The organism is Mesorhizobium sp. GW821-FHT07A06 (assembly GCF_059419085.1).
Genome location: NZ_JBWKRC010000007.1, coordinates 264,075 through 287,225, shown reverse-complemented (window position 1 = coordinate 287,225; position 23,151 = coordinate 264,075). Strand labels below are relative to the sequence as shown.

The 23,151-nt window shown below is 62.4% G+C and carries 21 protein-coding genes; 12 read left to right on the top strand and 9 right to left on the bottom strand.

Going from position 1 to position 23,151, the window contains the following annotated elements:
- Window positions 1-108: 108 nt before the first annotated feature.
- The 3 genes from AC07SZ_RS23295 to AC07SZ_RS23285 all read right to left on the bottom strand — a co-directional run bounded on the left by AC07SZ_RS23295 (window position 109) and on the right by AC07SZ_RS23285 (window position 3,249).
- The gene (locus AC07SZ_RS23295) at window positions 109-1,194 is read right to left on the bottom strand and encodes a YcjF family protein (protein ID WP_494916038.1); all 1,086 of its coding nucleotides are present in this window, start codon (window positions 1,192-1,194) and stop codon (window positions 109-111) included.
- Window positions 1,191-2,669: a YcjX family GTP-binding protein gene (locus tag AC07SZ_RS23290; protein ID WP_494916036.1), complete on the bottom strand. Its 1,479-nt coding sequence runs from the start codon at window positions 2,667-2,669 to the stop codon at window positions 1,191-1,193. The genes AC07SZ_RS23295 and AC07SZ_RS23290 overlap by 4 nt, the downstream gene beginning before the upstream one ends.
- Before the next feature lie 76 nt (window positions 2,670-2,745).
- Window positions 2,746-3,249, bottom strand: a complete 504-nt coding sequence (locus AC07SZ_RS23285; protein ID WP_172373678.1) for a SixA phosphatase family protein — start codon at window positions 3,247-3,249, stop codon at window positions 2,746-2,748.
- Window positions 3,250-3,522: 273 nt separating this feature from the next.
- On the opposite strand from AC07SZ_RS23285, the gene dksA reads away from it, so the two are divergent.
- Entirely contained in the window at window positions 3,523-3,939 is a 417-nt protein-coding gene (gene dksA / locus AC07SZ_RS23280) for an RNA polymerase-binding protein DksA (protein WP_006202025.1), read from the top strand.
- 157 nt (window positions 3,940-4,096) lie between these two features.
- On the opposite strand, the gene AC07SZ_RS23275 is transcribed toward dksA, so the two are convergent.
- Entirely contained in the window at window positions 4,097-4,849 is a 753-nt protein-coding gene (locus AC07SZ_RS23275; RefSeq protein ID WP_494916034.1) for a hypothetical protein, read from the bottom strand.
- Window positions 4,850-5,176: 327 nt separating this feature from the next.
- Here AC07SZ_RS23275 and cckA point away from each other — a divergent pair, with 327 nt between their 5' ends.
- Window positions 5,177-7,753 (top strand): cell cycle histidine kinase CckA, encoded by a 2,577-nt coding sequence (gene cckA / locus AC07SZ_RS23270; protein WP_056576735.1) that lies wholly within the window; start codon window positions 5,177-5,179, stop codon window positions 7,751-7,753.
- 184 nt (window positions 7,754-7,937) lie between these two features.
- Complete coding sequence (locus tag AC07SZ_RS23265) at window positions 7,938-8,651, top strand: purine-nucleoside phosphorylase (protein ID WP_494916032.1); 714 nt, start codon at window positions 7,938-7,940, stop codon at window positions 8,649-8,651.
- Between the two features lie 89 nt (window positions 8,652-8,740).
- On the opposite strand, the gene AC07SZ_RS23260 is transcribed toward AC07SZ_RS23265, so the two are convergent.
- Window positions 8,741-9,046, bottom strand: coding sequence for a ribbon-helix-helix domain-containing protein (locus AC07SZ_RS23260; protein WP_056576742.1), 306 nt, complete (start codon window positions 9,044-9,046; stop codon window positions 8,741-8,743).
- 233 nt (window positions 9,047-9,279) lie between these two features.
- Here AC07SZ_RS23260 and AC07SZ_RS23255 point away from each other — a divergent pair, with 233 nt between their 5' ends.
- From AC07SZ_RS23255 to AC07SZ_RS23245, 3 genes are all read left to right on the top strand, one after another.
- Entirely contained in the window at window positions 9,280-9,675 is a 396-nt protein-coding gene (locus tag AC07SZ_RS23255) for a VOC family protein (RefSeq protein WP_056576747.1), read from the top strand.
- A 79-nt stretch (window positions 9,676-9,754) separates the two neighbouring features.
- Window positions 9,755-10,285, top strand: a complete 531-nt coding sequence (locus AC07SZ_RS23250; protein WP_056576750.1) for a twin-arginine translocation pathway signal — start codon at window positions 9,755-9,757, stop codon at window positions 10,283-10,285.
- A 48-nt stretch (window positions 10,286-10,333) separates the two neighbouring features.
- Window positions 10,334-11,905, top strand: a complete 1,572-nt coding sequence (locus AC07SZ_RS23245; RefSeq protein ID WP_056576753.1) for a GMC family oxidoreductase — start codon at window positions 10,334-10,336, stop codon at window positions 11,903-11,905.
- Window positions 11,906-11,970: 65 nt separating this feature from the next.
- Here the strand turns inward: AC07SZ_RS23245 and AC07SZ_RS23240 are convergent, their stop codons facing one another.
- On the bottom strand, window positions 11,971-13,881 hold the full coding sequence (locus AC07SZ_RS23240; RefSeq protein ID WP_056576756.1) for a PhoX family protein: 1,911 nt from the start codon (window positions 13,879-13,881) through the stop codon (window positions 11,971-11,973).
- A gap of 114 nt (window positions 13,882-13,995) precedes the next feature.
- Window positions 13,996-14,403: a hypothetical protein gene (locus tag AC07SZ_RS23235; protein ID WP_494916031.1), complete on the bottom strand. Its 408-nt coding sequence runs from the start codon at window positions 14,401-14,403 to the stop codon at window positions 13,996-13,998.
- Window positions 14,404-14,746: 343 nt separating this feature from the next.
- Here AC07SZ_RS23235 and urtA point away from each other — a divergent pair, with 343 nt between their 5' ends.
- The 6 genes from urtA (at window position 14,747) to AC07SZ_RS23205 (ending at window position 20,943) form a co-directional block, all read left to right on the top strand.
- Window positions 14,747-16,027, top strand: a complete 1,281-nt coding sequence (gene urtA, locus AC07SZ_RS23230) for an urea ABC transporter substrate-binding protein (protein ID WP_494916094.1) — start codon at window positions 14,747-14,749, stop codon at window positions 16,025-16,027.
- Window positions 16,028-16,133: 106 nt separating this feature from the next.
- Window positions 16,134-17,750, top strand: coding sequence for an urea ABC transporter permease subunit UrtB (gene urtB / locus AC07SZ_RS23225; RefSeq protein ID WP_494916029.1), 1,617 nt, complete (start codon window positions 16,134-16,136; stop codon window positions 17,748-17,750).
- Window positions 17,747-18,976: an urea ABC transporter permease subunit UrtC gene (urtC, locus tag AC07SZ_RS23220; RefSeq protein ID WP_494916028.1), complete on the top strand. Its 1,230-nt coding sequence runs from the start codon at window positions 17,747-17,749 to the stop codon at window positions 18,974-18,976. The genes urtB and urtC overlap by 4 nt, the downstream gene beginning before the upstream one ends.
- Window positions 18,977-18,979: 3 nt before the next feature.
- Window positions 18,980-19,726, top strand: coding sequence for an urea ABC transporter ATP-binding protein UrtD (gene urtD, locus AC07SZ_RS23215; RefSeq protein WP_056576773.1), 747 nt, complete (start codon window positions 18,980-18,982; stop codon window positions 19,724-19,726).
- 76 nt (window positions 19,727-19,802) lie between these two features.
- Window positions 19,803-20,498, top strand: coding sequence for an urea ABC transporter ATP-binding subunit UrtE (urtE, locus tag AC07SZ_RS23210; RefSeq protein ID WP_056576776.1), 696 nt, complete (start codon window positions 19,803-19,805; stop codon window positions 20,496-20,498).
- 268 nt (window positions 20,499-20,766) lie between these two features.
- Entirely contained in the window at window positions 20,767-20,943 is a 177-nt protein-coding gene (locus tag AC07SZ_RS23205) for a hypothetical protein (protein ID WP_081294751.1), read from the top strand.
- Between the two features lie 50 nt (window positions 20,944-20,993).
- Here AC07SZ_RS23205 and AC07SZ_RS23200 read toward each other — a convergent pair whose 3' ends face one another.
- Both AC07SZ_RS23200 and AC07SZ_RS23195 read right to left on the bottom strand, forming a co-directional pair.
- Entirely contained in the window at window positions 20,994-22,142 is a 1,149-nt protein-coding gene (locus tag AC07SZ_RS23200; protein ID WP_494916027.1) for a GGDEF domain-containing protein, read from the bottom strand.
- Between the two features lie 170 nt (window positions 22,143-22,312).
- Window positions 22,313-23,119, bottom strand: a complete 807-nt coding sequence (locus AC07SZ_RS23195; RefSeq protein ID WP_494916026.1) for a DUF72 domain-containing protein — start codon at window positions 23,117-23,119, stop codon at window positions 22,313-22,315.
- Window positions 23,120-23,151 lie beyond the last annotated feature (32 nt).

Sequence of the window (23,151 nt, the reverse complement as noted above, 5' to 3'; positions counted from 1 at the left end):
ACAAAGAGGCTGTTTGGAACCGATTTGACCATGAAGAAAATTGGTTAATGCTTCGTCACTGCGGGGTGTCGAAACCGCAATCGGCTCGTCGTCGGGAAGAGCAGGGCGCTATTTGCGGGAGCCCGTCGTTTCGGTGTCCTTCTTCGCGGCGAACGATGTCAATGCAGAGAGGAAATCGCCCAGTCCTGGACGTTTGGCCGCGCTGAAGGGCAGGGGGCGCGCCGTCTCCATGGCCGCGATGCCGATGCGTGCCGTCATCATGCCGTTGACGACGCCCTCGCCAAGCTTTGCCGAAAGGCGCGCCGCCACGCCGTGGCCGACGATCTGCTGGACGAAACTGTCGCCGACGGCGATCGAGCCGGTAACCGCCAGATGCGCCAGAACACTGCGCGCCAGGCGGAAGAACCCCAGCGTTCCCGGCCGCCCGCCATAGAGTTCCGAAAGCCGGCGAATGAGGCGGCCTGCCTCGAACACGACATAGGCGACATCGACGAGCGCACGCGGGCTGACCGCCGTCACCAGCGAGACGCGTTTGGCGGCCTCGAGGATCATCACCTTTGCCCGGGCATCGAGGGGGCCGAGAATTTCCGCTTCGGCCAGGCGCACCAGATTGGCGCCATCGATGATTTCGCCGCGCAGTTCGGCCAGCGCGCGCCGGCCGGCCGCGGTTTCCGGCTTGGCCGCGACGAAAGCCGAAAGCTCGTCGACCACCGATCGTGCAGCCTTTGGATCGTCGCGCGCGATGGCGTCGAGCGCGCGCTTTTGCAGTTTTTCGACCTCGGCAAGGCGGCCGATCGCCAGGAACTCGCGGATCAGGATCACCAGGAGCGCGAGCACGGCAACAACAGCCATGCCGGCGGCCAGCCAGCCCAGCCATTCGGCACGGGCGAACAGGTCGCGTATCAGCTGGTCGGTCCACAGGCCGACCGCCAGTGAAACCAGCACGCCCGTGGCGCCGAAGAAGATGCTGCCCAGCAGCGAGCGTTTTCTGGGGGCGATCGCCGGCGGCTGCTCGGCGGCAACGATGTCTGGCTCGTCGAAAACGTCGATCTCCGCCGGTATAACCAGCGCGACATCTGTCTTGAGCGCACGGGCTTTGCGCGAAGGCTCGGCCTGGCGCGCTTCGGGCGCATCCTGTCTTGGCGCGGCTTCCGGTTCGATGCGGAAGGCCGCCGGCTTGCGGGGCGCGGTCATGCCAGATGGTCTCCGATCAGGAACTGCAAGGCACGGTCGAGCCTGATATGCGGCAAGGAAAGCGTGACGCCCTCGGCCGTGCGCTCCAGCTTTGGCGGACGGAACCGGACAAAGCGGATTGCCGGATCCTCGGAATCCTGCCTGTGGTCGGGCCCGGAGATGTCGAAAAGCGCATCAATTTTTTCCGGTAAGTCACCGGGAAATATAGCGGTTTCGGTCTTGCCGTCGAACGTCTCGCCGTTGATCCTCTCGCCGGCGATCGGCGTGCCGATAATGACCGGCAACGTCTCGCGGCCTTGCTTGACCGTGCCTTCTCGGGTCGCACGCACCGCCGCCATGGCCACCACGTCGACGTCGGCGCCGGTGAAGTTCGCCCGTGCCACGGCGCGGTCGGCCAACCGCCGTACGATTGCCTGCAACCGGTCATGGCTTTCATGGTGCAGGTGGTCGGCCTTCGTCGCGGCGACCAGAATGCGGTCGATGCGCCGCGAAAAGAAGTCGGTGAGGAAGTTGCTCCGGCCGGGACGAAAACAGCTGAGAATTTCGGTCACCGCGCGCTCGAGGTCGGCCATGGCGCCAGGGCCGGCATTCAGCGCCTGCATGGCATCGATCAGCACGATCTGGCGGTCCAGCCGCGTAATGTGTTCGCGGAAGAAAGGTTTGACGACATGCGTCTTGTAAGCCTCGTAGCGCCTGTCCATCATGGCGTGCAGCGACCCCGGGCGTGGACGCCTGTCGCCGAGGCCTCCCAGCGGGGCGAAAGTCAGAGCGGGGGAGCCTTCGAGATCTCCAGGCATCAGGAAACGGCCCGGCGGCAGGGTTGAAAGCGCCCGCTCGTCGAGTTTGCAGGCCTTGAGATAGGCGGCGAAGCTTTCGGCCAGGCGGCGTGCCGTCATCTCGTCAGCGTCGGCATTCGGGTCGATCTGCGCCGAGATCGCCCGCCAGGCCCGCGACAGATCCTCCCGCACCGGCAAAGCGGCCATCTCTATGGCCTCGCGTGAAAAATCGGTGAAGGATTTGCCAAGCAGCGGCAGGTCGAGCAGCCATTCGCCGGGGTAGTCGACGATGTCGACCGACAATTTGCCGGAAGAGAACATGCGGCTCCAGCCGGAGGCCGATTCGTATTCGATGGTCAGCCGCAGTTCAGAAATGGCCCGTGTCGAATCGGGCCAGACGCGGTCGTTGACCAATGCGGCGATGTGGTCCTCGTATTGGAAGCGCGGCACGGCGTCGTCAGGTTGTTCTTCGAGGAAGGCGCGCGCGATGCGCCCGGATTTCTGTGCCTCGAACAATGGCAGGCGCCCGCCGTGGATCAGATTGTGGACCAGCGCGGAGATGAACACCGTCTTGCCCGCGCGGGAAAGGCCTGTGACGCCCAGTCTCAACGACGGAGAAAAAAGCCCTGTGGCGCGTCCCGACAGCGTATCGAGGGCAATTCTTGCCTCGTCGGTGATAGTGGTTAGCGATGATGCCAAAATGTGCTCTCTCGGGCTTCGGTCCCTGCGATATAGGCCTTGGAACCCGGCTTTGAAATGGCGCCGGAAGGCGACACTAGAGATCGGCCGGTGTCAGAAACGCTTCGAGATAACCCGCTTCCTGGGCTGCGTTCTTCAGAGCGTCAAGGAAACGCACGACCGCCAGGCCCGAAGTCGGGAAACCATGATTGAGCATTGCCCGTGCCGTCTCCTCGCCGTCGCCCGAGACCGCCATGGCAAGATCCTCCATCATCGGGTTGTGACCGATGACCAGCAGGGAACCCGGCCCGCCATGCTCCCGGATAAGGCGGAGATAGCCGGCCGCGTCTTCGCTGTAGAGCGTGTCGAAAAACAGCACCTTGCCGGTATCTGTCTGACCGGCCAGTCCTTCGAGCGTTTCCCTGGCGCGCCTGGCGTTGGAGCACAATGTCAGGTCGGGGACATAGCCACGTGATCGCATGGCCGTGCCTATGATCTCGGCATCGGCGCGGCCCGATGCGTCGAGCGGGCGATCGAAATCGCGCATTCCGGGCAGCGCCCAGCCGGCCTTGGCGTGTCGCAACAGATAGAGCCTGCTCACCCAACCTCCAATGATGCCGAAAGCCGAAGCCGCATCGCGATTAGCCACGAGAAGGGCGGTTCGCACAATGGTCCCGCGTTCTCCCGCCAATGAATTGCATGGGATGGGATCGCAGGGGTGGTTCGCCTTGGCTATGGAATCGGCTGCGGCTCGCTTCAGCGGAGGCCGCCGGCGTACTTTAACAATTGCGTGAGTCGGTGGGCGATTGCGCTTGTGCAGGCGTCGACCGGCGAATATATAGGCGCCAAATTTGGGGCAGTTTGGGTGAGTCGAATGAACGACATCGTTACCGCCGATTACGTACCCTCCGAAGACGAGCCGTTCATGAACGAACGGCAGAAATCCTACTTCCGCCTAAAGCTCGTCACCTGGAAAAATGACATACTGCGCGAAGCGCGCGAAACTCTCGAAATCCTTCAGCAAGAAAACGCCAACCACCCTGACCTCGCCGACCGCGCCTCTTCGGAAACCGACCGCGCCATCGAGCTCAGGGCCCGCGATCGCCAGCGCAAGTTGATCTCAAAGATCGATTCGGCGCTGCAGCGCATCGATGAAGGCACTTACGGCTATTGCGAGGAAACCGGCGAGCCTATCGCGCTGAAGCGGCTTGATGCGCGTCCGATCGCCACCTTGTCGATCGAGGCGCAGGAACGACATGAGCGCCGCGAAAAAGTCTATCGCGACGACTGACATATTGTTTCGGGGCTGCGGTTCCGGGCAGTTACAACGAAGTTGAAAATCAAAATGGCCGGGTTTCCCGGCCATTTTTCGTTGGTGCTTGGCTGGGCCAAAACCGGGCGACAGCGTACTCGAACTCGGCCAGGTGGCCGGCCGGCTCAGGCGCTTGTCATCTCTTCTGGCTTGAAAGTTCGCCCAGAAGCTTGGTCATTTCATCGTCGAGCGATTGCGGCGCCTTGGCTGCCGGTTTGCCCGCCGGGCCGCCGGAGCGGGGCTGGTCCAGCGAAACCTCGAGTTCCTTCATCAGCGTGTCATCGATGCTGTCCTGCCTTGGCGGCGGCGGCGGTGGCACGTGCCTGACGGCGTTGGCGGAGCCGTAGGCAGGCAGTGGCGTGACGTTGGCCGACTGATAGGTTTGCGCCGCCGGCTTCGGTGCGGGCGTCTGGGCTGGCGGTGGCGCCGCCGGGCGCTGGCGGGCAGGCGGTGCGGCAGTCATCGGCGGCGGAGGCGGTGTGGGACGTGCCGGTGCGGGAGCCGGCTTAGGCGGATGCGATTTTGTTGCCGGGGCCGTGGCGGCCGGGACGGGCTGCAGGCCGCCATCTCCGGTCAGCGCCGGGCGGCGAGGCGCAGCCAAGCGGATGTCGCGTTCGACGACGACATCGGTCGGGCCGCCGATCAGCAGCAGATGCTCGATGTCGTCGCGGCGCACCAACACCAGCCGTCGATGGCTGTCGACAGCCGTGGCGTCCATGACGGCAAGCCGGGTCTTGCGGTTCCGTCCACCGGCGACAAACGTACCGAAGGTCAGGTTGCGCACGAGCCTGATGATGACGAGTACGATGACCAGCAGGATGAGCGCCGCGAAAGTCCATAGGAGTGCCGCCGCATAACCAGGGCCCGCCACGCTATCCAGCCACTGCATTGGTTTCCCCTGATCGGTTTGGAAAGTGACGCGACACTAGACCGTTGCGGCTGGCCACCGCAAGTTGCCTTTCACGCATCGTGAACAGCTTGAAACACTCTACGGCCGGCAGGCATCATTTTTATCTGACATTTGCCGCCCGGGCCTTTTCCGGACTAGGAGAATGTGATTCAACCGGCTAAAGCGCGTCGCGCTGAAACGGATTCATGCGACGCGCTTCAGGTCCTTGTGTTTCATGCGTGTCGTTTTCCCAAAACCGAAGTCATTTTTGGGCGACATGCATTAGGGGCGGGTGTCGGAACAGCGGACTTCACGAGCAGGGGGCATATGGCCAAGGAAGCGCGCGGCGATTTCTATCCGGTACCGATCGTCGACCAGAACACGCGACCGGGCGCGGTCACCCGGCTCATCATCTTCATCGTCGTTCTGACGGGGGCGGCGATCGTCTTCGGGCTGTTCCGCGAGCGCCTCGGCGATCCGTTCCTGCTCGGCATGCTGGGCGTGCTGGCAATGATCGGCGTCGGCTTCCTGTTCGCGACGGCGATCGGCTTCGTACAGGTCACGCCGCGCTCGACCGGCGATGAGCTGTCCAAGGCTTTCGTCGATTCCATGTCGCAAGGCCTGCTGGTGACGGACACCAAGGGCCGCGTCGTCTACGCCAACCGGGCCTATGCCGACATGACCGGAGCCTCCTCGGCCGCCGACCTGAAGACGGTCGAAGGGCTGCTTTCGGATGTTCCCGAGGCTTCGGTGACCATTTACCGACTGGCCTCCGGCCTGCGTGACGGCCAGCCCGGCGACGGCGAGTTCCGGCTCGCGCAATCGATCCGGCCCGGCGCCGAACCGGGTGCCCGCTGGTACAGGGCGCGCGCCCGAACCTTCAGCGTTCCGGGCCAGCGGCTGCCGATGCTGGCCTGGCAACTCGCCGATATTTCGCAGGAACGGGCCGAGCAGGAGCGTTTCTTCCTCGACCTGCAGAAGGCCATCGACCATCTCGATCATGCCCCGGCCGGCTTCTTTTCCGCCGACCAGGACGGCCGCGTCACCTATATCAACGCCACGCTCGCGGAGTGGCTCGGCATTGATCTCGCCAGTTTCACGCCGGGCGCCGTGACCTTGCCGGATATCGTTGCCGGTGATGGCATGGCGCTGGTGCGCTCGGTCAAGGCCGATCCCGGCACGACGCGCAACGCGGTCATCGATCTCGACCTGACAACGATGACGGGAGAGGCGCTCCCGGTGCGTTTCATGCATCGCGTTTCGGCCAGCCGCGAAGGTGTCGGCGGCCCGACGCGCACGATCGTGCTTAACCGCACGCAAGGCGAGGATGCGTCGGCCGATCTGCGCGCTTCGGAAGTGCGCTTCACCCGCTTCTTCAATTCTACGCCGATGGCCATCGCGGGTGTCGATGCCAGCGGGCGCATCCTGCGCACCAATGCGCCCTTCCTGTCGCTGTTTTCCTCGGTCGTCGACCGGGACGCCGTGGATCGCCGCGTGCGGCTCGATACGGTGATCCATGAGCGCGACCGGCCGGCCTTTGCCGCCGCATTCGAGAAAGCCCGCCAGCGGCAGGCCGACATCGAGCCGATCGACACCGTGCTGCCCGGCAACGAAGAGCGGCATATCCGGTTTTACGTCAACGCCGTCGCCGACGGCACCGGCGGCGAGGGCGCCGAGGAATCGGCCATCGTCTACGCCGTCGAGACGACCGAGCAGAAGGCACTCGAAGGGCAGATGGCGCAGAGCCAGAAGATGCAGGCGGTTGGCCAGCTCGCCGGCGGTATCGCCCACGATTTCAACAATGTGCTGACCGCCATCATCATGGCGTCGGACCTGCTCCTGACCAATCACCGGCCGTCGGATCCGTCCTTCCCCGACATCATGAACATCAAGCAGAACGCCAACCGGGCCGCTTCGCTGGTCAGGCAGTTGCTGGCCTTCTCGCGCAAGCAGACGCTGCGGCCGGAGGTGCTGAACCTGACTGACGTGCTTGCCGATCTCAGGATGCTGCTTGCCCGCCTCGTCGGCAATGACATCAAGCTGAAGGTCGACCACGGCCGCGACCTGTGGCCGGTCAAGGTCGATATCGGCCAGTTCGAGCAGGTGGTGGTCAATTTGGCGGTCAATGCGCGCGACGCGATGCCGGCCGGCGGCGATCTCACCGTGCGCACCCGCAACGTGACCGCCGAGGAGTGCAAGACCTTCTCCTACCGCGAACTCGCCGCGGCCGACTACGTCGTGGTCGAAGTCGAGGATACCGGCAGCGGCATCGCGCCTGATGTGCTGAAGAAGATCTTCGAGCCGTTCTTCACCACCAAGGAGGTCGGCAAGGGCACGGGCCTTGGCTTGTCCATGGTCTACGGCATCATCAAGCAGACCGGCGGCTTCATTTTCTGCGATTCCGAAGTCGGCAAGGGGTCGACCTTCCGCATCTTCCTGCCGCGTCACATCGCGGAGGCAAAAAAAGCAGCCGAGCCCGGGGAGGCGCCGAGCGCCGCGCCGGTCAAGCCGGTCGACAGCACCAAGGACCTGTCCGGGTCGGCCACGGTGCTGCTGGTCGAGGACGAGGACGCCGTGCGCATGGGCGGCGTGCGGGCCCTGACCTCGCGCGGCTATACCGTGCACGAGGCATCATCCGGCGTCGAGGCGCTGGAAGTGTTCGAAGCGCTGGGCGGCAAGGTCGACATCGTCGTCTCGGACGTGGTGATGCCCGAAATGGACGGGCCGACCCTGCTTGGTGAATTGCGCAAGCGCCAGCCCGACATCAAGTTCGTCTTCGTGTCGGGATATGCCGAGGACGCATTCGCCAGGAACCTGCCGGCCGAGGCGCATTTCGGCTTCCTGCCGAAGCCGTTCTCGCTCAAGCAACTGGCAACGATCGTCAAGGACATGCTTGAGTCCTAGAACGCGTCTGTAAGGGATCCGTGCGCCGCGCTTCTGGTCTTTGCTTTTGTGCATGGCGTTCGCCCGAACGGAGGTCGCTTTTAGGCGGCATGCATCAGGCGCTTCCGCTTCTCTGCCCTTGTGCGACGCCCTCACAACGCCATGATTGCGGGTGAAGGAGCGAGCGGGGCTTGGGGAGCAACTGTTGACGCCACACATCGAGGCACACAGCGGCGATTACGCCGATATGGTGCTGTTACCGGGTGATCCGCAGCGCGCCGAATGGATGGCGCGGACATTTCTGGAAGCACCACGCTGCGTCAATAGCAGGCGGGGTGCTCTCGGCTTTACCGGCCTGTTTCGCGGCCAGCCCATCAGCATTCAGGCGACGGGTATCGGTGTTTCATCATTCCTGATTTATGCTCAGGAATTACTTGACTATTATGGCGCCAGAACGCTGATCCGCACCGGCACCTGCGGTAGCCTGAGCGCCAAGGCAAAGCTGCGCAGTCTTGTCATTTCGCAATCGGTTCGGCCCGAAAGCGCTCAAAGCGGTCAAGTCTTCGGCCTTTACGGAACCGCTGCCGGTCCGGATCCGACGCTGCTGGCCCGTGCCTTGGCCAAGGCGGCCGAACTCGGCATCGAACATCACGCCGGCCTGACACTTTGCAGCGACATCTTCCACCACCCGGACGGGCGCACCCGATTTGCGGAGGCCCAGGCGGCAGGAGCGCTGGCGGTGGATATGGAAACCAGCGCGCTTTACCGAATAGCCAGGCATTTCGGGGCCAGTGCACTGTCGATCTGCACGGTGGTCGACAATATCGAGACCGGTGAGCTGACCGACTATTCAGAACGTCAGCAGCTTTTTACGGACATGACCCGGCTGGCGCTCGAAATCGCTGGGGAGGGCCGCTAAAGCAATTCACCATTTCACGGAAACGGCGAACTGCTCCAACTATTTGTTTTCGCGCAATTCCGGACGGAGAACCGTTTCCTGGAATTGCTCTAGGCCGCTTCTCGATTAGGCGCCATCCGCTCGTCCAGGTCGGGCCGGTGGCCGCGCAGATAGAGCGCGCAGGTGGTGCGCAGCATGGACGCGAAATTGGGGATTTCGCCGTTGATCTCGATGGCTTCGTCGTACAACTTCGAGATGAATTTGGGCGTCGTCAGGTTCTGGCTTTCGGCGATTTCGTCAAGCAGGGCCCAGAACGTCGCCTCGAGCTGGATGCTGGTCGAATGTCCATCAATGCGGATCGACCGGTTGATCTGGCGATAGCCTTCCGGATCCTGTGCGGCAAAGACTCTGCACATCGTTACCTCCCGTTTTTGTTGGTCTTGGGTGCCGACTCGGTGGCCGACGCCTTTTTTGACACTGCCTGCGGTTTCATCTTCGACCGGACGGCCGACAACGGCAATCGGACTTTCGTCCTTAGATGAAGCGACATTACCGTTTTTCCTATCCTACACGTGGTAATCGGCTGCCACCACCTTTCTTCGCCGGCGCGCATAATCACTTCTAAAGCATGAAAGCTGCGGAGTCTGATTTGGCGAAGGCGATCCACACCATGATCCGGGTTCTCGACGAGGCCCGGTCCATCGATTTCTACACCAAGGCCTTCAGCCTTGAGGTCGCCCAGCGACTGGATTTTGAGACGTTCACGCTGATCTATCTCAGCAATGCCGATACCCCCTTCGAAGTGGAATTGACCGTCAACAAGGGGCGGCAGGAGCCTTATGCGCTTGGCGACGGCTATGGTCACCTCGCGGTGTCGGTCGCCGATCTCGACGGCGAACACGATCGGCTCGGCGCGCTCGGCCTCAATCCGAAGAAGATCGTCGAGTTCAACCATGACGGGTCGCGCATCGCCCGGTTCTTCTTCATCGAGGATCCCGACGGTTACAAGATCGAGGTCCTGCAGCGTGGAGGGCGCTTCCAATAGGGGACAACCAGCCGCGCGCACCGCTCGGCGCCAGCAACGGCACCCTCAAGGGGTGCGAACAGCAAGCAGGGAGGAAACTATGGTCACGATTTATGAGAGGAAGCCCGGCCTGTCACGGCGCGAGCTTCTCAAGCGCGGCGGCGTCGGTGCGCTGCTTGTCATTTCAGGCAGCGCCATCATCAGCCCGGAGCACGCCTGGGGCCTGGAAACCTCGGCGCTGAAGCCCGAGACGATGGCGACGCTGATCCAGGTCGCTCGCGACATCTATCCGCACGACCAGGTGCCGGACAAATATTACGCCATCGCCGTCAAGGGCCATGACGAGACAGCCGCCAAGGATCCCGCTCACAAGGAACTGATCGAGAAAGGCATTGCCGAACTCGACCAGAAGGCCGGCAAGGGCGGTTATCGTGGGCTCGGCTGGGAAGAGCAGCGTGTGGCGCTGCTCACCGAAATAGAGAAGACGCCTTTCTTCCAGGCGGTGCGCGGCGGCCTCGTCGTCAGTCTCTACAACCAGAAAGAGGTGTGGCCGATCTTCGGCTATGAGGGCGAGTCCTACTCCAAGGGCGGCTACATCGCGCGCGGTTTCAACGACATCGAGTGGCTCTGAGCCACTCTGTCCGCAACCGCTTTTTGACCGATCTCATGGGAGGAAACCATGGCAGCACAATTTGATCTCAAGAACGACGGCGTGGTCGTCATCATCGGCTCTGGCGCCGGGGGCGGCACGCTCGGCAACGAACTGGCCCAGAAGGGCATAGACGTCGTCATCCTCGAGGCGGGCGCCCGTCACGAGTATGAGGACTTCATCAACGACGAATGGGATTCGTTCGCCCAACTGGCCTGGAAGGACAAGCGCACCACATCGGGCGACTGGCGCGTGGCGAAGGATTTTCCCAACCTGCCGGCCTGGATCGTCAAATCGGTCGGCGGCTCGACGACGCACTGGGCCGGAGCCTCGCTGCGTTTCCAGGAGCACGAGTTCAAGACGGCGACCACCTACGGCAAGGTGAAGGGCGCGAACCTCCTAGATTGGCCGGTGACGCTGGCCGAAATGGAGCCGTACTACGCCAAGGCGGAAGCCAAGATGGGCGTCACGGGCACCAATGACTGGCCGCGCCTGCCGGGCAACAACAACTTCAAGGTTCTCAAGGCGGGCGCCGACAAGCTCGGCTACAAGGAATGCCATACCGGCAACATGGCGATCAACTCCGTCGAGCGCGACGACCGCAATTCCTGCCAGCAGACCGGCTTCTGCTTCCAGGGCTGCAAATGGGGCGCCAAATGGTCGACGCTCTACACCGAAATCCCCAAGGGCGAGGCGACAGGCCACCTCGAAGTCCGGCCGAACGCCATGGTGATCAAGATCAACCATGATGCTTCGGGAAAGGTGACCGGCGTCGTCTACGCCGACAAGGACGGCAAGCTGCAGGAGCAGAAGGCCCGCATCGTCGCGGTGGCCGGTAACTCGATCGAAAGCCCGCGCCTGCTGCTCAATTCCGAATCGAGCAAATTCCCGCATGGCCTGGCCAACTCCTCGGGGCAGGTGGGCAAGAACTACATGCGCCACACCACGGGCTCGGTCTACGCGATCTTCGACAAACCGGTGCACATGTATCGCGGCACCACCATGGCCGGCATCATCCGCGACGAGGCGCGGCATGATCCGTCACGTGGCTTCGTCGGCGGCTATGAGTTCGAGACGCTGTCGCTCGGCCTGCCGTTCATGGCGGCGTTCCTCAACCCAGGCGGCTGGGGACGCTCCTTCACCACGGCGCTCGACCATTATGACCACATGGCCGGCTTGTGGATCGTCGGCGAAGACATGCCGCGCGAGGAAAACCGCATCACGCTGCATGCCGACGAAAAAGACGAGCATGGCATGCCGATCGCCGACGTGCATTTCGATGACCATCCCAACGACACGGCGATGCGCGACCACGCCTACAAGCAGGCCTCGGCGCTCTACGCGGCGGTCGGCGCAACGCGCACCTTCCCGACACCGCCCTATCCTTCGACGCATAATCTTGGCACCAACCGGATGAGCGAGAAGGCGGCCGATGGTGTCGTCAACAAGCACGGCCAAACGCACGACATCAAGAACCTGTTCGTGTCGGACGGCAGCCAGTTCACGACGGGTGCCGCGGAGAACCCGACCTTGACCATCGTGTCGCTGGCGATCCGCCAGGCCGACTACATCGCCGCCCAGATGTCGGCCAAGACGATCTAACCTCCCGACTGCCTGCTGGCGCGGAACCTGACTGGGTTCCGCGCCTTTTTTGGTGAGCCTGAACCTTATGCCCCGACCGGCTGGCCGTCCTTGCGGCGGATGGCGACCACCGATGGCCTCGGCGGCTGGCCGTCCCGGAAATCCGGCCACAGGGACTGCGCCTTGTCGAGCGTTTCGGCATCCTCGGAGGGATGCTGCACCGAAAGGAACAGCGTCGTGCCATCTGGCGTGAAGCAAGGGCCGGTCGCTTCCGCGCCATGCGGGCAGGTGAACAAAAGCTTCGGCAGGCCGCGCGCCGCGCCTTCCGTGTCGACGCCATAGACGCCGTCCGGCAGGCCGAAATCATTGGCGCCGTCGGTCGCCACCCAGAGCCGGCCGGCCGGGTCGAAGGTAATGTTGTCAGGGCAGACGAACCAGCCATTGTCCGACGTCTCGGGATGGAAGGTTGCGCCGACTTTGGTGTCCTTTGGATTGCCGCAGAGCACGAACAGGTCCCAGGCGTATTTGTCGGCGGTATGGTCGGCCTCGGCGCCGCGGCCCCCGGGCGGGATCAGCTCGACGATATGACCCCAGAGGTTTTCGGGCCGCGTGTTGGCCGGATTGACCTTGGATTCGTCTCGCTTCTTGTTCTTGGTCATGACGGCGTACACGCGGCCGGTGACCGGATTGGTCTCGATGTCCTCCGGCCGGTCCATCGGGGTCGCGCCGAGCGCGTCCGCCGCCAGCCGTGTCTTCAACAGCACCTCGGCCTGGTCGGCGAAGCCGTTCTCGGCGGTGAGCTTGCCCTGACCATGAACCAGCGGCAGCCATGTCAGCGAGCCATCGGCGTCGTAACGGGCGACCGAGAGCACGCCATCGTCCAGAAGGCCGTTGCCGGAGGCGGGGTTCGCCTTGTCGTAAGCCTTGTTCGAGACGTAGCGGTACATGTATTCGAAATAGTCATCGTCGCCCATGTAGACGACGATGCGGCCGTCCTTGTTGAGGACGACCGTGGAGGCCTCATGCGACATGCGGCCAAGGGCCGTGCGCTTCACCGGCTTCGATTGGGGATCATAAGGGTCGATCTCGACCACCCAGTCGAAGCGGTTCGGCTCGTTCGGCTCCTTGTCGATGTTGAAGCGGTCATGGAAACGGCCACGGCCATAGATATCGGAGCCATCAAAGCCATAGCGGTCGAGAATGTCGGCGGTCGGTGCCTTCTTCGGATCGCCGCCGAACAGGTCGGAAACGCCTTCCTCGCAAGTCAGCACGGTGCCCCAGGGGGTAAAGCCGCCGCTGCAATTGTAGCTGGTGCCGAGCACTTTCGTACCGGTCGCGTCGGCGGACGTCCTGAGTAGCGCGTGGCCGGCTGCGGGCCCGGAAACGGTCATCTCGGTGTTGGCCGTGATGCGGCGATTGAGCGGACTGTCCTCGACGGTTTGCCACTTGCCGTCCTTGAACATGACCTCGACGATCGAGTGGCCCATCGCCGCCAGGCCGAGATCGACCTGCTCCTTGCTCATCGTCTTGCCGGCGTCGTCCTCGGTCACGCCGGGAAACATGACATTGGGCGAGATGTATTCGTTGTTGACGCAAAGCAGGCCGTGATCGGAATTCACCGAGCCCTTGGGCAGCGGCAGGAAGGCGATGTAATCGCAATTGTAGCCGAAACGCTTTTCCTGCTCGGCGGCCGCGACCGTGCTGCCGTCGAAATCCGGCAGGCCGGCGACGAGCGGATCGCCCCAGCGCGCGACGATTGTTGTTTCATAGCCATCGGCGGCGGCATGGGTCTTGTCATAGACCCGCTTCAGTTCGGGAAAGCCCAGTGTGGAAAGCGCGGCGGCATGTGTTTCGCCGGCGAACAACGAGCCGACAAAGCTGCCGCCGGCGATCAACGCGCCGGAAGCGATGCCGCCTTTGAGGAGCGTGCGGCGCGAGACGCGCTCGGCGATGATTTCGCGAATGACAGGGGAGGATGAAAACGGGAAGTTGGCCATGTGTCTGCCTCTCGATGTGGATGGGTGACGGCGCACCGCTGCCTATCCAGCTTCGGCAACATCCAGATGACATGAGAAGGGCGGGCAGGGCCTGCAGACCGCACCCGCCAAGGCCTACGGATTGCCTCCCTTGGTGCAGGTCGATGCCGTGAAGGCGCCATCGGGCTGCTTCATGATGATGTCGAAGGAAGGTGGGCTCTCGCCGTCCAGCGTTGCCTGGGTCAGCGACAGCGAGTTGCCGCCCGCCGTATAGCCGCCGAGCGGACCCAGCCAGGAGATGACGCCGTTTGCATCCATCTGGTAGTTGTAGCCCTGCTGGGCGGTCCCGAAGGTGACCGGGCCTGTGTAGACATTGCCCTTGATGGTGATGTCGCCGAGGTTGAGGAACATGCCGAGCAGGTAGACCTCGCAGTGATAGGTGCCATCGGGCATCTTGCCGTCGCTGAAGTCGGCCCGTGCGATCCCGGTCGCTGCCGCCAGAAGCATCATGCCGATGAAAATGCGATAAATCAGGGACGCCATGACGTTGCTCGGTTGAGACGCGAGCTTGCCCCATTTTTGGGCCGTACCGCAACATTTGTCGTCCGCGTCCCGCGTGCGGAGATCAAAATCTAGGCATTTGCTAAAATTGGACAAAAATTAGGCAGACGCCTGGTGCGTTGCGCAAATTTCCCTCAACCAATTTTTAACCGGCTCTCTTTTGTTTGTTTCACCTAATATAATAACAATCTGATAATATTCGTCTATTTGCCGTTTTTCAGAATCCGCGCAGCGGTTGGCATGGGGGTTGCATTGTAGTGTTGCGGTGCAATCAACCAGCTTGGGAGTCTTCCGTATGAGGGGTAATTTCTCGACAATAACAAAAATGTTCTCGGCAAGCGTGGTCGCCGCAGGCCTGCTGATGTCGGCGCCCGCCAAGGCGGCGGAGGACACGATCAAGGTCGGCATTCTCCATTCGCTGTCGGGGACCATGGCGATTTCGGAGACGACGCTGAAGGATGCCATGCTGATGCTCATCGACGAGCAGAACGCCAAGGGCGGCCTGCTCGGCAAGAAGCTTGAAGCCGTTGTCGTCGATCCGGCATCCAACTGGCCGCTGTTCGCCGAAAAGGCACGCGAGCTGATTTCGAAGGACAAGGTCGCGGCTGTGTTCGGCTGCTGGACCTCGGTGTCGCGCAAGTCGGTGCTGCCGGTGTTCTCCGAACTCGACAACATCCTGTTCTATCCCGTCCAGTATGAGGGCGAGGAAAGCGAGCGCAACGTGTTCTACACCGGTGCGGCTCCGAACCAGCAGGCCATTCCGGCCGTCGACTATCTGATGAGCGCGGATGGCGGCTCGGTGAAGCGCTGGGTGCTCGAGGGCACCGACTACGTCTATCCGCGCACCACCAACAAGATCCTAGAAGCCTATCTGAAGTCCAAGGGCGTCGCGGCCGAGGACATCATGGTCAACTACACGCCGTTCGGTTTCTCGGATTGGCAGACGGAGGTCTCGGCGATCAAGAAGTTCGGTTCGGCCGGAAAGAAGACCGCCGTCGTCTCGACCGTCAACGGCGACGCCAACGTGCCGTTCTACAAGGAACTCGGCAACCAGGGCATCAAGGCCGAGGACATCCCGGTCATGGCCTTCTCGGTCGGTGAGGAAGAACTTGCCGGTCTAGACACCAAGCCGCTGGTCGGCCATCTCGCCGCTTGGAACTATTTCGAGAGCGTCAACACGCCTGAGAACAAGAAGTTCATCGCCGACTGGCACAAGTTCATCAAGAACAACAAGCGCACCACCAACGACCCGATGGAAGCACACTATATCGGCTTCAACATGTGGGTGAAGGCAGTCCAGAAGGCCGGCACCACCGATCCGGACAAGGTCATCGACGCCATGATCGGCGTTTCGGTGCCGAACCTGACCGGCGGCTATTCGACGATGATGCCGAACCACCACATCACCAAGCCGGTGCTGATCGGTGAAATCCAGGCCAATGGCCAGTTCGAAACAGTTTCGAAGACGCCGGGCCTGGTGATGGGCGACGAATGGTCCGACTACCTGCCCGACTCCAAGGACCTGATTTCCGATTGGCGCGCGCCGCTGAGCTGCGGCAACTTCAACGTCAAAACCGGCAAGTGCGGCGGCAAAGGCACGAACTGATCCTCCCGGGCTGGGCCTCCGGGTCCATGCCCAAGACCGCGCGCGTCCGGACTGTTTCCTCCACTGTCCGGACGCCCATTCAACCTTCAAGGGTCACCAAGAGCCGATGAAGATTTTCCATGCGATGGGCCTGGCGCTCTTGTTCCTGTTGGCGACGCTGTCGTCTTCGGGCGCTGCGGAAGCCGATCTGCGTGCCATTATCGCCAAGTTCGCGACAGTAACGGACTTTTCCGAGACGGGAGCCGTCGTTCAAGAGTTGACAGCCACCGGCGACCCGGCTGTAGAACGGCCGCTTGCTGCATTGGCGGACGGCAATCTTTACTTTCGCACGGCCGACTCGATGGTGTTTGTCGGCGAGGAAGGCGACGAGAACGTCAAGCTTTTCGATCCGCTGAGCGGCGAGGCAGCAGGAGAGGCCTCCGCGGACGACATCACCAAGATCAGCGTCAACAACACGTTGCGCCGCGCCATCCGTGATGCATTGGGCACGCTGACGCTTGGTTCCAAGGATCCGGCTGTGCGCATTGCCGCAGCCGACACTATGTTCAAGACACCCGATGCTGCCAACATCGAGCCGCTCGACGCGGCGATCGCCAGTGAAAGCGTGGCGAGCGTCAAGGCTTTGCTCGAGCAGGCCCGTGCCGCGTCCATACTGGTTTCAGACAAGCCCGATGCAGACAAGTTGGCGGCCATCGCGCTGATCGGCGCGCGCGGCGACCGTAACGCGGTTTCGCTTCTCACTTCCGTCGAGGCCAACGCCTCGGGAGCAGTGAAGGAAGCGGCGACGGCCGCGATCGCCAGCATCAATTCCACGCTGGCTTTCTGGGATGCCGGCCAGAACATCTGGTACGGCATTTCGCTGGGCTCGGTGCTGCTGCTCGCCGCGATCGGGCTCGCCATCACCTTCGGCGTGATGGGCGTCATCAACATGGCGCATGGCGAAATGGTGATGCTGGGTGCCTATACCACCTTCGTCGTCCAGCAGGTGATCCGCACATCCTTTCCCGGCCTGTTCGACTGGTCGCTGGTGATCGCACTGCCGCTTGCCTTCCTCGTCGCCGCACTGGTTGGTCTCGCCATAGAACGCGGCGTCATCCGCTTCCTTTACGGCCGACCGCTGGAGACGCTGCTGGCGACATGGGGCGTGTCGCTGATCCTGCAGCAGGCGGTGCGCTCGATCTTCGGGCCGACCAACCAGGAGGTCGGCACTCCATCCTGGATGTCGGGTTCGTTCTATGTCGGTCAGTTGGCCATCACCTGGAACCGTCTGTGGATCCTCGTTTTCGCGCTCACCGTGTTCGGCGTGTTGCTCTACGTGATGAAACGCACGCCCTGGGGCCTCCAGATGCGGGCCGTCACCGCCAACCGCCGCATGGCCGCCTCGATGGGCATCAGAACGCCATGGGTCGACGCGCTGACTTTCGCGCTGGGATCCGGCATTGCCGGCATCGCCGGCGTCGCGCTAAGCCAGATCGACAATGTCTCGCCCAATCTCGGCCGCGGCTACATCATCGACAGTTTCATGGTCGTCGTCTTCGGCGGTGTCGGCAATCTGTGGGGCACGCTGGTCGGCGCCTTCTCACTCGGCATCGTCAACAAGTTCCTCGAGCCCTATGCCGGCGCGGTGCTCGGCAAGATCGTCGTGCTGGTGCTGATCATCCTGTTCATCCAGAAGCGGCCGCGCGGCCTGTTCGCGCTCAAGGGCAGGGCGGTGGAAGCATGATCACGGGACGCTTCTTCGCCGCAGGCGCGGACCGCCGCATCGCCATCACCATTTTCGTCCTGTTGGCGGCGGCCATCATCGTGCCGCTGCTCAACCTGGCTGTTTCTCCGGCAAGCGCGTTCTACATTCCGCCCTATATCGTGGCGCTGACCGGCAAATATCTCTGCTATGCGCTGCTGGCGCTCTCGCTCGACCTGGTCTGGGGCTATTGCGGCATCCTCTCGCTTGGCCATGGTGCCTTCTTCGCGCTCGGCGGCTACGCGATGGGCATGTACCTGATGCGCCAGATCGGCTCGCGCGGCGTCTACGGCAACCCGATCCTGCCGGATTTCATGGTGTTCCTGAACTACAAGGAATTGCCCTGGTTCTGGCATGGCTTCGACCATTTCTGGTTCGCCGCGCTCATGGTGCTTGCCGTGCCCGGCCTGCTTGCCTTCGTCTTCGGCTGGTTCGCCTTCCGCAGCCGCGTGACCGGCGTCTATCTCTCGATCATCACCCAGGCGATGACCTATGCGCTGCTGCTGGCCTTCTTCCGCAACGATATGGGTTTCGGCGGCAATAACGGGCTGACCGATTTCAAGGATATTCTGGGCTTCAACGTGCAGGCCGATGCGACCCGTTCGGCTCTTTTCGCCGTCAGTGCGGTGATGCTGGCGCTCGCCGTGTTCGTCACCTGGGCCATCGTCGGTTCCAAATACGGCAAGCTCCTGATGGCGGTGCGCGACGCCGAGAGCCGCACGCGCTTCCTCGGCTGGCGGGCGGAGAACGTGAAACTGTTTGCCTTCACGGTCTCGGCCGTCATGGCCGGCATTGCCGGCGCGCTCTACGTGCCGCAGGTCGGCATCATCAATCCCGGCGAGTTCGAACCGTCCAATTCGATCGAGGTGGTGATCTGGGCGGCCGTCGGCGGGCGCGGCACCATCGTCGGGCCGATCATCGGCGCGCTGCTGGTCAATGCCGGCAAATCCTGGTTCACCGGCGTGCTGCCGGAACTCTGGCTGTTTGCGCTGGGCGGGCTGTTCGTCGCCGTCACGCTGCTCCTGCCGAAGGGTATCGTCGGCATGTGGGATTCCTGGCGTGGCAACGCCAGGGCGCTGCGGGCGGCGTCGCTGGCCGAGGAGGCCGGCACCGATGGCGACCCGGCGACAGCCAAGATCGGTCGCAGCGCGGCGACAAAGCCCGGCGACTGGTCGTCGTCCGGCCCCGAACCGCAGCCGGCGGAGTAAGCGATGTCGAAGTCGAACACCATCCTTTATCTCGACGGCGTCTCGGTCTCCTTCGACGGTTTTCGCGCCATCAACAACCTGTCTCTTGTGCTCGACAAGGGCGAGATGCGTGCCATCATCGGCCCCAATGGCGCCGGCAAGACGACGATGATGGACATCGTGACCGGCAAGACGCGGCCTGACGAAGGCGAAGTGTTCTTCGACGGCCAGGTGGATCTCACAAGGCATGACGAGGCCGAGATAGCCATGATGGGCATCGGCCGCAAATTCCAGAAGCCGACCGTCTTCGAGAGCCATACGATCGAGGAAAATCTGATGCTGGCGCTGAAGGGGCCGCGTTCGATCTTCCCGGCGCTGTTCCACCGCCGCTCCGCCGCCGAGGCGCGCCAGATCGATGATATTCTTGGCATCATACGGCTGGGCGACAAACGCAACGAACTGGCGGCCAACCTCAGTCACGGCCAGAAGCAGTGGCTGGAGATCGGCATGCTCTTGGCACAGGATCCGAAGCTGCTTCTGGTCGACGAACCGGTGGCCGGGATGACCGACGCCGAGACCGAGGAGACCGCGCGGCTGCTCAAGGATATTGCGCGCGACCATTCGGTCATTGTCGTCGAGCATGACATGCATTTCGTGCGCGAACTCGGCGTCAAGGTGACCTGCCTGCATGAGGGCTCCGTGCTCTCGGAAGGCACGCTCGATTTTGTCTCGGCCGACGAGCGTGTCGTCGAAGTCTATCTGGGGAGGTAAGGTAAGCATGGTCTGGCGGGTTCAATTCCATCGCTTCGATTTGGCCTTTCTGCGGTTCTGGAAAAGGCGCTGAGACATGCTCGAGGTTTCAAACGCCACGCTTCACTACGGTGCCGCCCAGGCGTTGCGTGGTGTCTCGCTGAAGGCGGGCGCCGGCAAGATCACCTGCGTGCTCGGCCGCAATGGCGTCGGCAAGACCAGTTTGATGAGATCGATCGTTGGCCATCATCGGCTGACGAGCGGAAGCGTTGCCTTCGAGGGGAAGGCGCTCGACCGGAGCGCGGCGTATGACCGCGCCCGGTCGGGCATCGCATTCGTACCGCAGGGCAGGGAGATCTTTCCCCTGCTCACGGTGCGGGAGAACCTGGAATCGGGTTTTGCGCCATTGAAGCGCGCCGACCGCAACGTGCCGGCGCATGTCTTCGAGCTGTTTCCGGTGCTGAAGCAGATGCTTGGCCGCCGTGGCGGCGATCTTTCCGGCGGCCAGCAGCAGCAACTCGCCATCGGCAGGGCGCTGGTGATGCGGCCGAAGCTTCTGGTGCTGGATGAGCCGACGGAAGGGATACAACCGTCGATCATCAAGGATATCGGCCGCGCCATACGCTACCTGCGCGACCAGGCCGGCATCGCGGTTCTGCTGGTCGAACAGTATCTCGACTTCTGTCGCGAGCTCGCCGACGAGGTCAACATCATGGATCGTGGCCTGATCGTCCACACCGGCCCGGCGGAAGATTTGGACCGGGCCGATGTCCGCAAATTTCTCACGGTCTAGAATCGGTACTGGACTTCAGTTTCTGGTCCGAATTCCTTGGCAAATCCAATATTTCTTTCATCCGGCCATTCGCGTCTCTGGTGCATCAGGGACTGCATGCTAGTCTTTTTCTTGGCTTTGTGAGTCGGCCGCTTCCGTACCAGTCTGGTTATCGCAGATCGAGGGCGCGGCGAAGGCCGGGCAAGTTCCACGCAAGCAAGGCTTCCTAGCTTCCCTCCTGCGATCTTTGTCGTTCAACGCGTTTGGGCACACAGGCTAAGGGACAGCCATGGAACGTTACGTCGAGGACTATCAGAAACGGCGGCTTACCGAACGCGTCGATATCATCGCCGCCATCAACATCCTGAGGTCGCAGGGCTGCGAATACGACGACCTGATCGAGGAGATCACCAAGGTCTTCTATGTCGACCTCGATGCCTTCAATGAGATCGTCATGGCGGCATAAGATCCGCCTTTGCCTATCCACAACCACAGGCTCGGTATTGGTACGCGCGGTCAGCCCGCGCGTCGGAGTGGCGAGGCCGTGACGCGGTTGCGGCCGCCACGCTTGGCGTCGTAGAGCGCCTTGTCGGCGGCGCTGAGCACCTTGTCGAAGCTGAGGCCTTCCTTGCTGCCGAATGCAAAGCCGGCACTGACCGTGCAGGTCAGGGAACCGTTTTCGGTCTCAATCAAGCGCGTCGCGAAAGCGGTCCGGATGCGCTCTGCGGTTTCTTCAACCGTCTCCGGCAGAGTGCGCTTCAACACCAGCGCGAATTCCTCGCCGCCCATGCGCGCCGCCACGTCGGCCTGGCGAAGATTGCCGGCGAGTTCCCCGGCGAAAACTTTCAACACCTCGTCACCCGCCGCGTGGCCGTATTCGTCGTTGATCGCCTTGAAGTTGTCGAGGTCGAAGACGACCACAGCGGTAAAGGCGCCGACCGGGACATTGCCATGCAGGTCGAACAGGGCGCGCCGGTTGAGCAGCCCGGTCAAGGGATCGGTCAGGGCATCACGGCGGTGGTGCCTCGCCAGACGACCCTGATTGAGCGCAAGCGACAGGGCACCGATCCCCGTCATGCTGGCGATGACCACGATGAGGCTCAGTTCCTCCGCCCAGTTGCTCGGCGCGTGCCCCAGGACCAGTTTTCCATCCCAGGCAAGAACCATGGCGCAGAGCGCGAAAGACGTGGCGGTGGCCGAATAGAGCGCGGTGATGCCGATCGTCAGGGCAGGAGCCTCGTTCCGGCACCTCCAATATTCGAATGCGGTAGCAAACAGAAGCAAGGCCGCGAAGGAGTTCTCGAATATGAAGCCCAGCCCGTCATAGCCCAGCGCCATGGGAGGCAGCGTCACCACCAGCGAAAGACAACCCAACAGCGTTCGCCCGACCGGTGAATCGCCCGTTCTGAACTGATAGGCAGCGCCCAGCATGGTTGAAAAGCCGATCAGCAGGAAACCCAGCGCGGCGAGGCCGAGCAGCCGCCCGGGCATGTCGATATAGGCGTCATAGAAGAAGATATCGCCGACCACGAACACGAGGCTGATTGCCCATGTCAGCAGGAAACGCTCGGAGCGAGCGGTTAGCCACATGCCGAACAATGTCAGGCTAAGGCAGGCCGCGGAGAACCCGACAGCTAGCAGAAGCGAAGTGTAGTCCAGCGACATGCCCCTCTTTCCTTGCCGGCGGCGGTTCCATCTCTGCGGCTTGGCGTCGCCGCATTCATGCAGCAAGGAAGTGTCGATAAGGTTACGATGGGGGCGAAGATGCCATCAAAAGGCGCTTTGCCAAGCGCAAAACGCATGGGTTGCGCCTACGGCATGCGGCCTGTTGCTCGTCAGTCCGCCACGCGTTTCATCAGCGCCATCGCCCCAAAAGGCGCGCGCACCTTGCCCTCGGTGATGAAGTAGACGAACACGTCGCGCGGCTGGACCGGAGCGTCGGTGGCGGGGTCGGCACGCCGCAAATCGGCCGGCTGCCTTCCTTCCGCCCAGATCCTTGCACGTGCCGTCCATTCATCGAGCGCCTTCGGCGTATAGCAGTCGGGATTGTCGTCCGAGCCGGTCTGCAGCCGGACGTAAATGAAATCGCCGGTCACATCGGCGATATCAGGATATTTGGCATGGTCGGCATAGACGATCGCCGCTTTGTATTTGCGCGCGAGCGCGGGGAATTCCGGCACGATGAAACTGTCATTGCGCACTTCGAGTGCATGGCGAAGGGCGACACCATCCTGCTTTTCCGGCAGCAGTTTCAAAAAGGCTTCGAAATCGTCCGGATCGAATTTCTTGGTTGGCGCGAACTGCCACAGGATTGGACCGAGCTTGTCGCCGAGCGCGGCAACGCCGGAACCCAGGAAGCGCATCATCGATTCACCGGCTTCGCCCAGCACACGCCGGTTTGTGACGAAGCGGTTGCCTTTCAGCGAATAGACAAAGCCGTCCGGCGCCTCGCTGGCCCACTTGACGAAGGTCGGCTCCTTGAAGCTGGAATAATAGGTGCCGTTGACCTCGATGCTCGGCACCTGCCGGCTGGCGTATTGCAACTGCTTGGCCTTCGAAAGCTTGTCCGGATAGAAGGACGTGTCCCAGGGCTCGAAGGTCCAGCCGCCCATGCCGGAGCGGATTGTTCCCGATTTGCTCATTGTGGTCCTCCCGATTGCAGAAGTCTGGCCAA

Coding starts and splice junctions, on each gene's coding strand:
- AC07SZ_RS23240 (WP_056576756.1), bottom strand. CDS start 13,881: ATGGCCAACTTCCCGTTTTCATCCTCCCCTGTCATTCGCGAAATCATC.
- urtD (WP_056576773.1), top strand. CDS start 18,980: ATGTCGAAGTCGAACACCATCCTTTATCTCGACGGCGTCTCGGTCTCC.
- AC07SZ_RS23235 (WP_494916031.1), bottom strand. CDS start 14,403: ATGGCGTCCCTGATTTATCGCATTTTCATCGGCATGATGCTTCTGGCG.
- dksA (WP_006202025.1), top strand. CDS start 3,523: ATGAACGACATCGTTACCGCCGATTACGTACCCTCCGAAGACGAGCCG.
- urtE (WP_056576776.1), top strand. CDS start 19,803: ATGCTCGAGGTTTCAAACGCCACGCTTCACTACGGTGCCGCCCAGGCG.
- AC07SZ_RS23205 (WP_081294751.1), top strand. CDS start 20,767: ATGGAACGTTACGTCGAGGACTATCAGAAACGGCGGCTTACCGAACGC.
- AC07SZ_RS23195 (WP_494916026.1), bottom strand. CDS start 23,119: ATGAGCAAATCGGGAACAATCCGCTCCGGCATGGGCGGCTGGACCTTC.
- urtC (WP_494916028.1), top strand. CDS start 17,747: ATGATCACGGGACGCTTCTTCGCCGCAGGCGCGGACCGCCGCATCGCC.
- urtA (WP_494916094.1), top strand. CDS start 14,747: ATGTTCTCGGCAAGCGTGGTCGCCGCAGGCCTGCTGATGTCGGCGCCC.
- urtB (WP_494916029.1), top strand. CDS start 16,134: ATGAAGATTTTCCATGCGATGGGCCTGGCGCTCTTGTTCCTGTTGGCG.
- AC07SZ_RS23275 (WP_494916034.1), bottom strand. CDS start 4,849: ATGCAGTGGCTGGATAGCGTGGCGGGCCCTGGTTATGCGGCGGCACTC.
- AC07SZ_RS23260 (WP_056576742.1), bottom strand. CDS start 9,046: ATGTGCAGAGTCTTTGCCGCACAGGATCCGGAAGGCTATCGCCAGATC.
- AC07SZ_RS23200 (WP_494916027.1), bottom strand. CDS start 22,142: ATGTCGCTGGACTACACTTCGCTTCTGCTAGCTGTCGGGTTCTCCGCG.
- AC07SZ_RS23295 (WP_494916038.1), bottom strand. CDS start 1,194: ATGACCGCGCCCCGCAAGCCGGCGGCCTTCCGCATCGAACCGGAAGCC.
- cckA (WP_056576735.1), top strand. CDS start 5,177: ATGGCCAAGGAAGCGCGCGGCGATTTCTATCCGGTACCGATCGTCGAC.
- AC07SZ_RS23245 (WP_056576753.1), top strand. CDS start 10,334: ATGGCAGCACAATTTGATCTCAAGAACGACGGCGTGGTCGTCATCATC.
- AC07SZ_RS23250 (WP_056576750.1), top strand. CDS start 9,755: ATGGTCACGATTTATGAGAGGAAGCCCGGCCTGTCACGGCGCGAGCTT.